The sequence below is a fragment of the Pseudoduganella rivuli genome (assembly GCF_009674485.1).
GTDB classification, from domain to species: Bacteria; Pseudomonadota; Gammaproteobacteria; order Burkholderiales; family Burkholderiaceae_D; genus Rugamonas; species Rugamonas rivuli_B.
Window position 1 is genome coordinate 523,122 of sequence record NZ_WKJJ01000001.1, and the last position, 15,378, is coordinate 538,499.

Sequence of the window (15,378 nt, forward strand, 5' to 3'; positions counted from 1 at the left end):
TGAATTTTCCTCTGCAATAAAAAAAGCGGGACGCCGCTTGCGCGGGCCCCGCCAACCTGGAGAAACTTGTTTACATTAGTCGAGCCGCTCGATAATGGTCGCGGTGCCCATGCCGCCCGCGCAGCAAATGGTTTGCAAGCCGAACCGGCCCTGGCGGCGCTCCAGCTCATGCAGCATGCTGGTCATGATGCGGGCGCCGCTGGCGCCCAGCGGGTGCCCCAGCGCGATCGCGCCGCCATTGACATTGAGTTTTTCGTGCGGCACGCCGATTTCACGCATCCACACCATCGGCACCGAGCCAAAGGCTTCGTTGACTTCGAACAGGTCGATGTCGTCCAAGGTCAACCCTGCCAGTTGCAGCACCTTGCGGGTGGCGGCGATCGGTCCGGTCAGCATCAGGGTGGGGTCGGAACCGACCGACGTCACGGCGCGGATACAGGCGCGGGCTTTCAAGCCCAGCTCCCTGGCCTTGTCGGCCGACATCAGCAGCAGGGCCGCCGCGCCGTCCGAGATTTGCGACGAATTGCCGGCCGTGATGCGCCCGCCTTCGGGACGGAAGCTGGTTTTCAGGGTCGCCAGCTTTTCCAGGCTGGTGTCGCGGCGGATGGTTTCATCGGCCCGCAAATCCGCCGCCTCGCCTTCCATCCCTTGTTCGCGCAGCGCCGCCACCGGCACCGGCACGATTTCACGCTCGAACCAGCCGGCGTCGGCCGCGGCGCCCGCGCGGCGGTGGCTTTCCAGCGCAAAGGCGTCGAGCGCTTCGCGCGACAATTCCCACTGGTCGACCAGGCGCTCGGCGGCTTCGCCCTGGCTGGTCAATTCATAGCGGTCGCTGATTTGCCAGCCAAACACGGCGCCGTGCACGTCGCGGTTGCCGCCCATCGGCACGCGCGACATGTTTTCCGCGCCGCCCGCCACCACCACCTCCATCATGCCGCTGCGGATGGCGCCAAATGCGGTGTGCACCGCGACTTCGCCGGAACCGCATTTGCGGTCCAAGGTCAGGCCCGGGATGGCGACTGGCCAGCCGGCGCCCAGCAGCGCGGTGCGTGCGATGTTGCCGGACTGCTCACCCACCTGCGTCACGCAGCCGAACACCACGTCGTCCACCAGGTCCGGCGCAATGCCGGCGCGCTTGACCAGCGCGTCGATCACCAGCCCGCCCAGGTGGTCGGCGCGCACGCCGGCCAGGCTGCCGCGGAAGCGGCCTACCGGCGTGCGCAGCGCCTCGACAATCACGACGTCGCGGCTGCTCATATGCCCGCCTTCAGGCCGGAATTCGGCACGCGCTGGCCATCTTCATACTTGTAGACGCCGTGGCCGGTCTTGCGGCCATAGCGGCCGGCCGCCACCATCTTGATGATCAGCGGGCACGGGCGGAATTTCTCGCCCAAGGTCGCATGCAGGTATTTCAGCACGTTCAGGCGCGTGTCCCAGCCCGTCATGTCGCCCAGTTCCAGCGGTCCCATCGGGTGATTGAAGCCCATGCGCAGCGCGGTATCGATGTCTTCCGCGCTGGCGGTGCCCTCCTGCAGCATGTACATCGCTTCATTACCCAACAGGGCAGACATGCGGCTGGTGGTCAATCCCGGCGATTCGTTGACGACGATCGAGGTCTTGCCGATGGCGTCGCAATACTGGCGCGCGGTGACCACGGCTTCGTCGCTGGTGGCGATGCCGCGCACCAGTTCCACCAGTTTCATCTTGTGCACCGGATTGAAGAAATGCATGCCGAGCACGCGTTCAGGCGACGGCACGCTGGCGGCGATTTCCGTCACGCTCAGCGCCGAAGTATTGGTCGCGACCAGCGCGCCCGGCGCCAGCACCGGCAGCGCCTCGGCAATCACCGCCTTCTTGACGTCGAGCTTCTCGGTGACGGTTTCCACCAGCAGCGCGGCGCCCCTGGCGGCCACCGGCAATTCGCCGCTGAACGTCAGGCGCGCGGCGGCGGCGGCGGCATCGGCCGGATCGAGCTTGCCCAGCTTGATGCCGTCGGCGAAAATCTTGCTGATCGCCTGCTCGGCCCGCACCAGCGCTTCCGGGTTGGCATCGACCAGCACGGTGGCAAAGCCGGACGCGGAAAACGCGTGCGCGATGCCGGTGCCCATCAAGCCGCTGCCGACCACCACGACTTTTTCAGTTTTGGTACTCATCACTTCTCTCCCTTGGGTGGGGACTTGGGTCCCACGATATTCTTCAGCGTGCCGATCCCTTCCACCGTGGCTTCCACCACGTCGCCCGGGTTCAGGTAAATGCCGGTGCCCATGCCGACGCCGGCCGGCGATCCGGTGAACAGGATGTCGCCGCAGGCGAAGCTGGAGCGCTGGTCGACAAAGCGGAGCAATGCCGCCACGTCCCACGTCATCTCGCCGGTATTGGCGTCCTGCCGTGTTTCACCGTTGACGCGCAAGGTCAGGCGCAGCCGGGGCGACCCAGGGCCGAACTCGTCGCGCGTCACGATCCACGGGCCGACACCGGTGGTGGCGTCCTGGCTCTTGGCGGCAAACAAGTCCATGCCGATGCCGGGCGGCCCGCTGTGCTGCAAGTCGCGTGCGCTGACATCATTGCCGACCGTATAACCGAGCACGCTGGAGAGCGGATCGGCGTGGTCGATCTCCGTACCGATCACCGCCACCAGTTCCACCTCGTGGTCCAGTTGCTGCGTCAGCGGCGGATAGCGGATCGGGTCGTTGGCGCCGATCAGCGCGCCATAGGCCTTCAGGAACGAGAACGGCTGGCCCGGCGGTTTCAGGCCGAATTCGACCAGGTGCTTGCTGTAGTTGGCGCCCGCCACCACGACGCGGCTGCTGCGCTCGATAGGCGCCAGCAGGCGCAATTCAGCCAGCGGTCGCGGCGGGCCGGCCAATTCCAGCGCGGCCAGCCCCTCGCCGCGCGTGACCCGCGGCGCCCACGTTTCAAAGGCGCCGGCGATGCGCGTGACGGTGCCCGCCGCCACGTCCACCAGGCCCCAGAACGGCGCGCCGCCATCGGTGCAGCGGGCCAGCTTCATGCTGCTTTCACCACTGGATTGACGGCGCCGATCTTGGCCGGGTCCAGGTGCAGCAACTTGCAGGCGTTTTGCCAGCGGATCTTGTCCAGGTCCGCATCTGACAGGCGCAGGCCATGCGTCAGGTCGTGACGCACCGCGTCGCTGCCGCCGAAGTTCGAGCCATACAGGATCTGGTCGGCGCCAATGATGTCGACCAGCGCCTGGCGCATTGGCACTTCATGCAGTTCCACGTCGAAGTAGAAGTTTTTCAGGTAATCGAGCACCGGCTTCTTGTTGTGGCGCACGTCCAGGTTTTCATTGGTCTTGGCCAGGCGGCCCAGCTGGTATGGCACGTAGCCGCCGCCGTGGGTAATGTACACCTTCAGGTTCGGGAAGCGGTCCAGCACGCCGCCGCACACCAGGTTCCAGAAGCAGCGCGTTTCGTCGTACTGCATGCCGACGATGGCGGTGGTTTCATAGCGGTCATCGTTGGCGTTCTTGCCCCAGGTGACCGACTGGTTGTAGCCGTGGATGAACATCGGCAAATCCAGGTCGCACAGCGTGGCCCATACGACGTCCAGCTCCGGCGAATCGAATTCCAGGCCGCCGAAATTGGCGCCGCCGGCCACCAGGCCTTTCGCGCCCAGCGTGGTGCAGGCACGGCGGATTTCCTTGGCGGCTTCTTCCGGCACGTTCAGCGGCGCGTGGGCCCAGAACATCAGGCGGTTCGGCGCGGCCGAGCAATACTCGGCCAGCGTGTCATTGACCTTTTGCGCGAACGGCACCGCGAATTCAGGTTCGGTCCAGTACATGTAGCAGTGCGACGGCACCGACACCACTTGCAGGTTCTGGCCGGCCGCATCCATGCCGCGCAAGCGGGTTTGCGGGTCGGCCCAGCGCGCCAGGTAATCTTCCAGCTTGGGACCGTTGCCGGAAGCGACAGCGGCTTTGCGCTCGGGCGAACCCAGGCCCAGGATCCAGTCGCCCACGCGCAGCTTGATGTCGCCATCCGGGTGCTGCTCGAAGAAAGGCCCCCAGTGTGGGTGCTGGTTGTAATAGCCCGGATGCGGGGCGTGCGCGTGCAAATCGATAAGCATTCTGTTGACCTCTGCTGGTATAAGTAGGGGATCGAACACGTGGACATGAACACATCCACGGTTTATGTTCGATTTCTCGCCGCCAACGGCTTACCCTTACTATAGCAAGATTTAGTCAGAAAATGCAAATATGTTTAACTTAGTTTTGAACAAAAAGCTGGAATTTGTATTTTTAAGCGCTGAATCTACCGTCCCTGCGCCATCAGGATCGCGCCGAACATGGTCTCGAGCTGGCGCGGCAACAGCGGCTTGCGGGCATCGGTCGGCACCAGCAATTCGCTGAGCATGTAGCGCACCAGCAGCTCACAGGCAAAATCGCGGTCGATGCCGGCGCCCAGCCGCTGTTCCCATGCATCGAACACAATGTCCAATACTGTCTTGTAGCGTGCGATGGCGTCGTCGAAGGTGCGCTGGAAGAAGTCGAACGCATACTCGGGGGCCACTTTCAGCAGGCGACGCACCTTGTCGCGCCGCAGGAAGGCGTCCATGTGATCGATCACGGCATGGAAGCGCAAGACCGGATCCACGTGCCCGGCCGCCACTTCCGTCAGCGCCTGGTGGAAGCGCATGCGCTGGTCTTGCGTGAAGGCGTCCAGCAATTCATCCTGCGACTTGAAGTAGCGGTAAAAGGTGCCGCGCGACACGCCGGCCACTTCGCACACTTCCAGGATCGACACGCGTTCGACCCCGCTTTCCAGGATCACGGTTTCCGCCGCCGCCAGAATTTGCGCGATGGTCTGGTCCGAGCGGCGGTTGCGGCCCGGTTCTTCGGGCGCCGGCTCCGCAGCGCCGTCCGCCGCCGATTCCGCCGCCGAATCCGCCACGATGGCGCCATCCCGCCGCCCCGCCTGGCTGTGCACGTGGGTCTGCGCAATGCCGCGCACCAGCGCGGCAATCCGCTGCGGCACCTGGCGGCGATTGTCGTCGCCCTGCACCAGCAATTCGCTCAGCACATAGCGCAACAGCATTTCACTGACCAGCATGCGGTCCAGGCGCACGCCCAGGCGCGTGTCCCAGGCGTCGTATACGATGCCCAGCAAGTCGGTCAGGCGCGCGACGGTATCGTCGAAACCGCGCTGGTAAAAGCCAAACGCGTAGACCGGTGCGACTTCCAGCAGGCGGCGCGCCTTGCTGGTGCGGATGAAATGGTCGAAGAAGCCCACCACGGCATGAAAGCGCTGGTCCGGATCATTGTGCTGCAGCACGGCCGCCAGCAAGCCCTGATGAAATTGCGCGCGCTTGTGCTGGGTATAGGCATCCAGCAAGTCGTCCTGGGCCGAGAAATAGCGATAGAACGTGCCACGGGAAATGCCCGCCACTTCGCATACGGCCTGGATCGACATGCGCTCCACGCCCGATTCCAGCACCACGGTCTCGGTGGCCTTCAAGATCTCGTTGATGGTTTCTTCGGAACGGCGGTTGCGGCCCGCTTCGCGCGTGGCGGCCACGGCGGGCAGCGGCGCCATCGTGCCCTGGGCCGGCGCCGGGGCCGACAGCGGCATCGCGGTGGCAGCCCCCGCGCCGGCCGCCGACTGGCCCGCGATCACGGCGGTCATGCTGGCCACCGATTCCAGCAGCACCCGGCGGTCACCCTTGCGCGGCACCAGCAATTCACTCAACACGTAGCGGATCAGCATCTCGCAGACCAGCTCGCGGTCCAGCTTGACGCCGAGGCGCGCGTCCCACGCATCGAACACGATGCCCAGCACCTCCTGGAAGCGCTCGATCGAGTCGTGGAAGATGCGCTTGAAGAAGGTGAACGCGAAGTCCGGCGCCACTTCGAGCAGGCGGCGCGCCTTGCTGTGCTTGAGGTAGTTGTCCAGGTAGGCGATCAGGGCCTTGAACCGTTCGTCCGGCACCAGATACGGCGCGGTGGCCGCGTGCAGCGCCAGGTGGAAGCGTTCGCGCTTGTGCGCTGAAAAGGCATCCAGCAATTCTTCCTTCGATGAAAAATACCGGTAGAACGTGCCGCGCGACAGTCCCGCCACTTCGCACACGTCCTGGATCGCCACCCGCTCCACGCCGGACTCCAGGATCACCTGTTCCGCCGCCACCAGGATTTGCTTGATGGTTTCATCGGAACGCTTGTTGCGTCCCTGTGCGCGTGGCGCTGGTTCGGCCGCCGCACTGGCGGTTTTCCTGCCTGCCCCCGCATCACTTCCCTTCACCGCGACCGCTTGCGGCTTGTGCGGCACCCGCTCCTGCTTACCCATGACAATCCTTTTATTCTTAACTTTAAGTCCATCAAACACGCCGCACTGCGATCTTGGCACAGACGCCGCGATTATTCTAGCTGACACAAATCTCATTTCCGTATTAGAATGAAATTCTATATATGGAATTACCGGATTTGCCGCATTTCTATCCCCAAGGAGACAGCATGACCAGCACTACCCACCCCGGCGCCTGGAGCGTCGGCGAACAGGACACCGTGATCGCCGCCCTGGACCGCGCCGTTGCCGCCCACCCAAGCCGCGTACTGCTCGACTTCGGCGGCACGCTGTACACCTACGCCGAGGTTGACCGCCTGTCGACCCGGATGGCGCACGCCTTTGCCGCGCTCGGCGTGCAGAGCGGACAAACCGTGGTGTCGATCCTCGACAACAATATCGACGCCGTCATCTGCTGGCTCGCCGTCAACAAGCTGCGCGCCGTCAGCGTGCCCCTCAATACCGCGCTGCGCGGCGAATTCCTGCGCCACCAGATCGCCGACGCCGGCGCCGCGCTGGTGGTCTGCGAAGCCGACTACGTGGCCCGCATCGCCCAAGTTGCCGCCGGCCTGCCGGCCGTCAAACAAGTGCTGCACCGTGGCGCCGCCGGCAGCGCCGACGGCGCCGGCATCAGCGGCCTGCCGCTGGCGCCACTGGATTTGCATCGCGGCGACGACGACACGCCGATCACGGCCAAGCCGGCGCCGGGCGAACTGGCTTGCCTGATCTACACTTCCGGCACCACCGGCCCGTCCAAGGGCTGCATGCTGAGCTACAACTTCATGTGCAACCTGGCCCGTTTGCAATTGCGCGCCGGCCCCGCCACCGCCGACGACGTCACCATCACGCCGTTGCCGCTGTTCCACCTGAACGCCCTGTCGGTGGGCATCATTTCCAACATCCTGGTCGGCGCCCGCGTCGCCATCGTGCCGCGCTTCTCGGTCTCCAACTTCTGGCCGGAAGTCGAACGCTCCGGCGCCACCATCGCCTCCATCCTCGGCAGCATGGGCAACCTGCTGGCCCAGGCCGAGGACAACGACGCGATGAAACGCTGCATCGGCCAAATCCACACGGTGCGCGGCAATCCGTTCACCGAAGACACCAAGGCCGTGTGGCGCGAGCGTTTCGGCGCGCGCCAAGTGGGCGGCAATGGCTACGGCCTGACCGAAGCCTGCGTGGTCACCTCGCTGCCCGCCGGTGAATACGCCGCGCCCGGCTCCTCCGGCAAACGCATCCCCGACTTCGACGTCCGCATCTTCGACGACAACGACCAGGAATTGCCGCCCGGCGTGGCCGGCGAAATCGTGGTGCGCCCGAACCGCCCGCACATCATGTTCGAAGGCTACTGGCGCCGTCCCGAAGACACCCAGAAAATCATGCGCAACATGTGGCTGCACACCGGCGACATCGGCAAATTCGACGAAGACGGCTTCTTTTACTTCGTCGACCGCAAGAAAGACTACCTGCGCCGCCGTGGCGAAAACATTTCCAGCTTCGAGATGGAAACCGCGTTTGCCGCCCACCCCGACCTGGCCGAGGTGGCGGTACACGCGGTTCCATCCCCCAAGGGCGAGGATGACGTGAAAGTCACCGCCATCCTGCGCCCGGGTTCCACCCTGACCGCCGAACAACTGTTCCAGTGGGCCACCACCGCGGTGCCCTACTACGCCCTGCCGCGCTACATCGAATTCCGCACCACCTTGCCGAAGAACCCGCAGGGCCGCGTGCTGAAATACGAACTGCGCGACGAGGGTAAAACCGCCACGACCTGGGACCTTGAGGAAAGCAATATCAAGGTCGCGAAACGCTGACTTCCCTTATCGGCATCCCCGCCCGCGCGGGGATGCCGGACCGCTCAATACTCCCGCACCTTCACATGCGCCGGGCGCGAGTTATAGCCCGGCATATGCAGCCCGCCATCGACGTGGATCGCCTCGCCCGTCATATAGCATGACAAGTCCGACGCCAGGAACAGCACGGCCGGCGCGATATCGTGTTCCGGGTCGCCGCAGCGTCCCAGCGGCCGCAGCGATGCCGAGCGTTCGGCAAAGCCGGGATTGTCCTGGCACAGTTGATGGAAGGTCGCCCCCATCGCGGTCGGCGCGATGGCGTTGACCGTGATGTTGAAGCGCCCCCACTCGGCCGCCGCGCTGCGCGTCAATCCCAGGATGCCAGCCTTGGCCGTGTTGTAGTCGGCATGCAGCCAGGCGCCGACGTCGACGTCGATCGAATAGAAATTCACCACCTTGCCGCCGCCGCGCCGCTGCATGTGCGGCAGCGCGGCGCGCATCGCCCACCATGCGGCCCAGATGGTGGAATTGAGCGTCTGCTCCAGCATCTCGTCGGTCTTGTCTTCCATTAAGATATTGGGGGTCGGCGCGAACGCGTTGTTGACCAGGATGTCGATCCCGCCGAATTCATCCACCGCCTTTTGCACGGCCGCCAGCACTTGTTCTTTCTTGCACACGTCGGTCTGGATGAACACGGCGCGCGCGCCCAGTTCGCGCGCTTCGCGGGCGATCTGCTCGCCGCTTTCCGCATTGATTTCCGCCAATACCAGCGCCGCCCCTTCGCGTGCGAAACGGCGCGCGATGCCGCGCCCGATGCCGCCGCCCGCGCCAGTCACCAGCGCGATTTTATTGTCCAGTAAACCCATCAAACGCCTCCACAATAGTTATGAACACATTCTACAATACTGTACAATTTATGGTAATTTATTTGACGAACTTCGAATATATGACATCTTTTCGCCGCAGTATCCACATCGCCACCCGCCTGGAAGGACCCGGCACCGGCAGCGCCCGCGCGGCGCTGGAAGACGACTTCCACCATTTCCGCGTCGAACTGGCGTTTGCCGCGGGCGTGGTAGCGCGGGCGCATGGCAGCGGATTGCGGATTCCCTACACCGGCTGCGCCGCGGCGGGGGCGGCGCTGGCCGGCCTGGCCGGCATGCGGCTCGACAGCGTGGCCAATTCCGTCACGCGCGCCACCGACGCCAGCCAGCAATGCACGCACCAGCTGGACCTGGCCGGACTGGCGCTGGCGGCAGCCGCGCGCGGCATCAGCGCGCGCCGCTACGATATCGACGTGCCGCGCCGCATTGGCAAACAGACCAGCGGCCGCATCGACCGCGACGGCGTGACCGTGCTGGACTGGCGTATCGACGGCGAGACCATCGTGGCGCCGCAGGAACACGCCGGCGTCAGCCTGCGCGACGGCTTTGCGCGCTGGGCCTTGACCAGCTTGCCGGAAGACGTGGCGGAAGCGGCGCTGATCCTGCGGCGCTGCCTGATGATTTCACGGGGACGGGAGCGCGACCTGGATGTGCTGCCGCACGCGGAACCCAGCGGCAGGTGTTTCGCCCAGCAACCGCAGCGGGCGGTGACGGCGTTGCGGGTGGTGGGGTCGACGTGGGATTTTACGGAGCGCGCCGGAGAGCTTTGTGCGGAGGACCGGGCGTTTTTGCAGGCGGTGTGACGATGCGGGCTTGCCGGATTACGCGCCATGCGCAGCGCGTAATCCGCCAATGTCACCCGTTACAGGAAAATCGCCAAATTCGGCGTCCCCAGTACCGACTGGTCAAGAATGATCTCGCGCCGCGCCAGCTTGAACTGGCCGTCGCCGCCGAGGCGCACCACATCGTGCCGCTCGCCGCTGATCAGATCGAAGTGGTCGTCGCTGAAGCGGCTGCGCGTCACCAGCATGTAGCTCGAGACCGCGAACTCGTTGTCCTTTTCCGTGGTCTCGACGAACACATTGGTCACCAGCCGGCGCGTGCGCGATGGCGGGTCTTCGGCCCACGCGCTCTTGGTGGCGGTCAGGCGCATCACGCGCCCCATGACGGAGCGGTAATTGTCCTTGTAATGCTGCACCGTGCGCACCACGGACTTGGCCTGGTCCGTGATGGAACGCGTTTCGCGCACCGGGGCGCCGTACACCAGGTCGGTGTCGAGCATTTTCACCCACTCGGTCAGCCGGATCTGGTCCAGCAGGCGGGCTTCGTCATACAGAAATTCGGTAATGCGGTTATGCATCTCCGACCCGACGGGCAAACGGCGCCGTTCGGTCGTCGGCAGGGTTGCTGCTGCTTCCATGGAAAGCTCCTTCAATTGGTTTGCGGACGGGAGATCAAGCCTGCTTTGCCGTCATCAGCTCGTGCCAGTACAGCCACCAGTGCCACTGCGTATCGTCCTTGGTAAAGCCTTCGTTGACGATGCCGGGGCCGGGCCAGCCGGCCGGTGCGCCGGTTTCAAACATGGCCTGGTATTTCAGCGTCTGTTTCTTGCCTTGCGCGCCCTTGGCGGCAATGGTCATGTGCGGCCAGGTGTCCGAGTCGTCCTGCTCCACCATGCCGGAGGTGCCGAACAGCTGGATACTCTGTTCCAGCATTTTTTCACGCAGCTCGGGCGGCGTGTCGCGCTCGCACAGGATCCAGTTGACGAATTCCAGCTTGTCCGGGCCGCGCGGCACGTAGGCGTGCACCAGGGTCAGCCCCAGTACCGAGCCGTCGCCTTGCGGAATATAGACAAACGCGAACAGGATGTTCGGGAAGATGCCGCCCACTTGCGGTGGCATCGACACCAGCACCTTCAGCTGGTCTTCGCTCAGGTTGCGCTTCAGTTGCGGCACCATGTCCTTGCTGACACCCGGCGGCGGCAGCGCGTTGAGCTTTTCATCGAGCGTCAGCTTGGATGAATCCATGCCGGTCAGCGCCACGAACTTGCGGGCCAGGTCGATGCAGCGCAGCGCGTGGCCGTGCGGCGAACTGATTTCCACGCCGATCATTTCAGGACTCAGGTCGTTGGCGGCGCCCGCCTCCTTCTTGTCGTCCTTCTTCGCATAGTTGCCCACTTCGCCCAGCCAGCGGTGCAGGGTCAGGGTGTGGAAACCATCGGCGGCGGACTGCTCGCCGGCGGTCTTCCAGTTGGCGCGCACCATGAAGCGCTGCGGCGGTCCCAGCACTTCCAGGCCACGGTCGCTGCGCTGGAACAGGATATCGAAATACCACTTGGTGTCGCCAAGGAATTCCTCGAACGACGGACCGTCCAGGTTCCAGGTGGCGAAAATCAGGCCGCCATACAGGGTCACGCGGGCTTTTTGCAGGCCCAGCTGTTCCTTGCACAGGATCTTGCCGTGCATTTGCTCGCGCTCCACCGGCGCGCCGATAAAGTCGCCGTTCGGGCGGAACGCCCAGCCGTGGTAATTGCACTTGTGGATTTGCGTGTTGCCGCAATCGGTGGTGGCCACCCGCATGCCGCGGTGCGGGCAAACGTTCAGGTTGACCGCGATGGCGCCCTTGGTGCGGGTCACGATCACGGAGTCGGAGCCCATGTCGCGCACCACGAAATCGCCGTCGTTCGGCAATTCGGATTCGTGGCCCAGCAGCAGCCAGGTCTTGCCGAAAATGCGTTCCATTTCCAGCTCATACAGTTCCGGGTCCGACAGCACCCGCATTTGCACTTCGCGCGTGGCCGGCGCGATCAAGTCGTCGATCCGCGTGCCATCCGACAGCGTTGTGCTTGTGTTCGTCAACATTTCTGTCTCCTTGAATTACTTGGAATGGTTGAACTTACCCGAGCCATTATATATGACACTTTTATTTTTTATGTTCATTTTCAAGAATTTTATTGAACATATTTTTGCATTTTGCACTTCCTATTGCGGTTTCACCACGCTCGTGCGCAAGATGCCCAGTTGCTCGACTTCCAGCTCCACCACGTCGCCCGGCTTCAGGTAGCGCATCTGTTCCAGGCCGCAGCCGTTGCCGACCGTGCCGGAGCCCAGGAATTCGCCCGGATACAGCGTCTCGGAGCGGGAAATATGGACGATCAAGTCTTCGAATTGCCAGCGCATGGCGCTGGAATTGCCGCGCCCCCATTCTTCGCCGTTGACGCGGGCGATCATGGTGAGGTTGTACGGGTCATCGATTTCATCGGCCGTCACCAGGCATGGCCCCATCACGTTGGCGGTATCGAAGTCCTTGCTCTTGGCCGGCCCCAGCATGCCGCCCATTTCCACCGACTGCATGTCGCGCGCACTGAAATCGTTGTAGATGGTGTAGCCGAAGATCGCTTCCCGGGCTTGCTCGCGCGTCGCGTCCTTGATCTTCTTGCCGATGTAGACGCCGAATTCCAGCTCGAAGTCGAGCGCTTTGGTAAACGACGGCCACTCCACCTGCTGGTCGGCGCCGATCACGGCAAAGCGGTTGCACTTGTAATAGATCGGCTGGCGCTGGAAGGTGGCGATCACGCGGTCGTCGGCGCGGGTGTTCATCGCGGCCAGCGCCGCTTCCGGATCGGGTTCGCGGGCGGCGCGGGTCTTGCGGGCGGCGGCAAAGCTTTGCTTCAGGTGCAATTCAAAGCACGAACAGTCGCGCATTTGCGGTGGCGGCTGGATCGGCGCCAGCAGCGTCACGCCGCTGCGCGGCTGGATGGCGGACGCCGGGGCGCGTTTCAGCACGCTGCGCGCCAGGGCCAGCGCGGCCTGCCCGCCTTCGGCCATGGCTTGCACGCTGGCCAGCAGCGGACTGGGTTCGCTGGCGACCGACAGGAACGCATCCTGCAGGTCGACCACTTCGGTGTCCTGGTTGATCAGGGCGCCCGCGCGCTGGACGCCGCGCGCATCGGTAAAGGTCACGAGTCTCATGATGCGGCTCCCCGTTAAACCCGGCCGGCCACGGGCAGGCAGGCGCCCGTGATGGGCGCGCCCTCGTCCGACAGCAGGAATGCAATCACGCCGGCCAGCGCTTGCGGCGAAACCCAGCGCGTGCAATCCGCATCGGGCATCGCGGCGCGGTTGGCCGGCGTATCGATAATGCTGGGCAATACCGCGTTGACGGTAATCGCGTCACCCTTGAGTTCTTCGGCCAGCGCCTCGGTCAGGCGCGCCACGCCCGCCTTGGCCGCCGCATAGGCGCCCATGCCGCCGCCCGCCTTCTGCGACGCCAGCGCGCCGATGTTGACGATGCGCCCGGCGCCACGCGCCTTGAGGTGCGGCAGCACGGCCTGCGCGCCGATCACGGCGGTGCGCAAGTTCATTTCATACATGCGGTCCCAGGTCGCCACGCTGCCCCCGCTCAGCGTTTCCCAGGCGAAGCCGCCCGCCACGTTGACCAGCGCATCGACACCACCCAGCACGTCGGCGGCCGCATCGAAGGCCGCCACCGAGGCGGCGCCGTCGTTCAAGTCGACACCGCCGCGCAGCAGCAGGCGGGCATTCGGCTGCAGCCCGGCCGGCGGTTCCGCCACGTCCAGCAGCGCCACGCGCGCGCCGCGTTCGGCCAGCACGGCGCCCAGCGCGCGGCCCAGCGCACCGAAGCCGCCGGTGACGATGATGTGCCGGCCTTGCAGTTGGGATGATAAAGTAGTAGACATAATTTTTACTTTTGAACAGTTTTGATAGTTTTTCGAGACGTTTTTAAAATTTATGTCTCAATAGTACACTACAATGCGTTCTGTACAAATTAAAAATCAGGAGATCCCATGAGCAGGAAACTGCCAGCGCTCAACGCCGACACCGCCGCCTTCTGGCAGGGCGGCCGCGACGGTGCGCTGCTGATCCACCATTGCGCGCCGTGCGCGCGCTATTTCCACCCGCCGGCGCCGGTCTGTCCCCATTGCGCCAGCTTTGAGGTGGCGCCGAAAGCCGTGTCCGGGCTGGGCCGGGTGCTGAGCTACACCATCAACCACCAGGCCTGGGTGCCCGGATTGCAAGTGCCATACGTGGTGGCCATCATCGCGCTGGACGACCAGCCGGGTTTGCAATTGGTCAGCAACATCGTCGGCGGCGCGCCGGACGACGTTGCGATCGGCATGCCGGTGCGCGTGACGTTCCTGCAAGTCGAGGATGTCTGGCTGCCGCTGTTTGAAAGGAATGACCATGTTTGACCGCCTGTTTGAAAAAGACGTCGCCATTACCGGCATCGGCCAGTCCGAAGTCGGACGCCCTTCCGCCAAATCAGCGATGCGGCTGACCGTGGATGCCTGCCTGGAAGCGATTGCCGACGCCGGCCTGGAGCGCAAGGACATCGATGGGGTGGCGTGCTGGCCGGGCGACAACGACAATGGCAACAGCTTTTCGCCGGTCGGCCCCAGCGCCCTGAAAAGCGTACTGGGGCTGGACGTCAACTGGTTTGGCGGCGGCTACGAAGGTCCCGGACCGCTGGCCGGCATCATCAACGGCGCCATGGCGATCGCGACCGGCCTGTGCAAGAACGTCTTGGTGTTTCGCACCATCACCGAATCGACCGGGCGGCTGGCCAACAAGGGCGCCAATGCGCTCAGCAACAAGACCGTCGGACGCGACACCAGCTATTTCTGGCAGTGGTACACGCCATTCCAGGTGCATTCCGGGATCAACCTGATGGCGCTGTATGCGCAGCGCCATTTCCACGAGTACGGCACCCGGCCGGACCAGCTGGCGCAAATCGCGCTCAATGCGCGCCGCAACGCCGCGCTCAACCCGAAAGCCGTCTACCGCACGCCGCTGACGATGGACGACTACATGAATTCGCGCATGATCTCGACCCCGCTGCGGATGCTCGATTGCGACGTGCATTGCGACGCCTCCACCGCCATCGTGCTGTCGCGCATCGACGATGCGCGTGGCCGCCGGCGCGACGGCGGCCACGCCCCGGTCCGCATCGAAGCGATCGGCGCGGCGCTGAACCAGCCGTGGTCGTGGGACCAGATTTCACTGACGGAAATGGCGACCTTCGACGTGGCCAACATGATGTGGGCCCGCACCGACTTGAAGCCGTCGGATGTGGGGTCGGCCCAGCTGTATGACGGCTTCTCGATCCTGACGATGATCTGGCTGGAAGCGCTGGGTTTGTGCGGCAAGGGGGAAAGCGGCGCGTTCGTCGAAGGCGGCAGCCGCATCGCGCGCGAAGGCGGCTTACCGGTCAACACCAACGGCGGCCAGATGTCGGGTGGACGCACCCACGGCCTGGGCTATGTGCACGAAGCGTGCTTGCAGTTGTGGGGCCGGGCCGGAGAACGGCAGGTGGCGCCGCATGACGTGGCGGTGGCCGCCGCGGGCGGCGGACCGCTGGGGGGGAGTTTGTTGCTGGTGAAGGAGTAAC

Annotated in this window: 14 protein-coding genes; 4 read left to right on the forward strand and 10 right to left on the reverse strand. The window is 64.4% G+C overall.

The window, feature by feature from the left end; translation table 11 throughout:
* Positions 1-75 precede the first annotated feature (75 nt).
* The 5 genes from GJ700_RS02135 to GJ700_RS02155 all read right to left on the reverse strand — a co-directional run bounded on the left by GJ700_RS02135 (position 76) and on the right by GJ700_RS02155 (position 6,299).
* On the reverse strand, positions 76-1,257 hold the full coding sequence (locus GJ700_RS02135) for a thiolase family protein (protein WP_154370987.1): 1,182 nt from the start codon (positions 1,255-1,257) through the stop codon (positions 76-78).
* Positions 1,254-2,153 (reverse strand): 3-hydroxyacyl-CoA dehydrogenase, encoded by a 900-nt coding sequence (locus GJ700_RS02140; RefSeq protein WP_154370988.1) that lies wholly within the window; start codon positions 2,151-2,153, stop codon positions 1,254-1,256. Before GJ700_RS02140 ends, GJ700_RS02135 begins: the two co-directional genes overlap by 4 nt.
* A complete protein-coding gene (locus GJ700_RS02145; protein WP_154370989.1) occupies positions 2,153-3,010 on the reverse strand; it encodes a fumarylacetoacetate hydrolase family protein in 858 nt (285 codons plus the stop codon). Before GJ700_RS02145 ends, GJ700_RS02140 begins: the two co-directional genes overlap by 1 nt.
* On the reverse strand, positions 3,007-4,086 hold the full coding sequence (locus GJ700_RS02150) for an amidohydrolase family protein (RefSeq protein ID WP_154370990.1): 1,080 nt from the start codon (positions 4,084-4,086) through the stop codon (positions 3,007-3,009). Before GJ700_RS02150 ends, GJ700_RS02145 begins: the two co-directional genes overlap by 4 nt.
* 185 nt (positions 4,087-4,271) lie before the next feature.
* On the reverse strand, positions 4,272-6,299 hold the full coding sequence (locus GJ700_RS02155) for a TetR/AcrR family transcriptional regulator (RefSeq protein ID WP_154370991.1): 2,028 nt from the start codon (positions 6,297-6,299) through the stop codon (positions 4,272-4,274).
* Positions 6,300-6,466: 167 nt separating this feature from the next.
* On the opposite strand from GJ700_RS02155, the gene GJ700_RS02160 reads away from it, so the two are divergent.
* Positions 6,467-8,107 (forward strand): ATP-dependent acyl-CoA ligase, encoded by a 1,641-nt coding sequence (locus GJ700_RS02160; RefSeq protein ID WP_154370992.1) that lies wholly within the window; start codon positions 6,467-6,469, stop codon positions 8,105-8,107.
* Positions 8,108-8,151: 44 nt separating this feature from the next.
* Here GJ700_RS02160 and GJ700_RS02165 read toward each other — a convergent pair whose 3' ends face one another.
* Positions 8,152-8,952, reverse strand: a complete 801-nt coding sequence (locus GJ700_RS02165) for an SDR family NAD(P)-dependent oxidoreductase (protein WP_154370993.1) — start codon at positions 8,950-8,952, stop codon at positions 8,152-8,154.
* A gap of 80 nt (positions 8,953-9,032) precedes the next feature.
* Here GJ700_RS02165 and GJ700_RS02170 point away from each other — a divergent pair, with 80 nt between their 5' ends.
* The gene (locus tag GJ700_RS02170) at positions 9,033-9,773 is read left to right on the forward strand and encodes a DUF2889 domain-containing protein (protein WP_154370994.1); all 741 of its coding nucleotides are present in this window, start codon (positions 9,033-9,035) and stop codon (positions 9,771-9,773) included.
* Between the two features lie 59 nt (positions 9,774-9,832).
* Here the strand turns inward: GJ700_RS02170 and GJ700_RS02175 are convergent, their stop codons facing one another.
* From GJ700_RS02175 to GJ700_RS02190, 4 genes are all read right to left on the reverse strand, one after another.
* Positions 9,833-10,390: a 3-phenylpropionate/cinnamic acid dioxygenase subunit beta gene (locus GJ700_RS02175; RefSeq protein ID WP_154370995.1), complete on the reverse strand. Its 558-nt coding sequence runs from the start codon at positions 10,388-10,390 to the stop codon at positions 9,833-9,835.
* A gap of 34 nt (positions 10,391-10,424) precedes the next feature.
* Positions 10,425-11,831, reverse strand: a complete 1,407-nt coding sequence (locus tag GJ700_RS02180; protein WP_154370996.1) for an aromatic ring-hydroxylating dioxygenase subunit alpha — start codon at positions 11,829-11,831, stop codon at positions 10,425-10,427.
* A 120-nt stretch (positions 11,832-11,951) separates the two neighbouring features.
* Entirely contained in the window at positions 11,952-12,941 is a 990-nt protein-coding gene (locus GJ700_RS02185) for a fumarylacetoacetate hydrolase family protein (RefSeq protein WP_154370997.1), read from the reverse strand.
* Positions 12,942-12,955: 14 nt separating this feature from the next.
* Positions 12,956-13,669, reverse strand: a complete 714-nt coding sequence (locus GJ700_RS02190) for an SDR family NAD(P)-dependent oxidoreductase (protein WP_154370998.1) — start codon at positions 13,667-13,669, stop codon at positions 12,956-12,958.
* 108 nt (positions 13,670-13,777) lie between these two features.
* Between GJ700_RS02190 and GJ700_RS02195 the strand changes: the two genes are divergently transcribed.
* The gene (locus GJ700_RS02195; RefSeq protein WP_154370999.1) at positions 13,778-14,182 is read left to right on the forward strand and encodes a Zn-ribbon domain-containing OB-fold protein; all 405 of its coding nucleotides are present in this window, start codon (positions 13,778-13,780) and stop codon (positions 14,180-14,182) included.
* A complete protein-coding gene (locus GJ700_RS02200; protein WP_154371000.1) occupies positions 14,175-15,377 on the forward strand; it encodes a thiolase family protein in 1,203 nt (400 codons plus the stop codon). The genes GJ700_RS02195 and GJ700_RS02200 overlap by 8 nt, the downstream gene beginning before the upstream one ends.
* Position 15,378 lies beyond the last annotated feature (1 nt).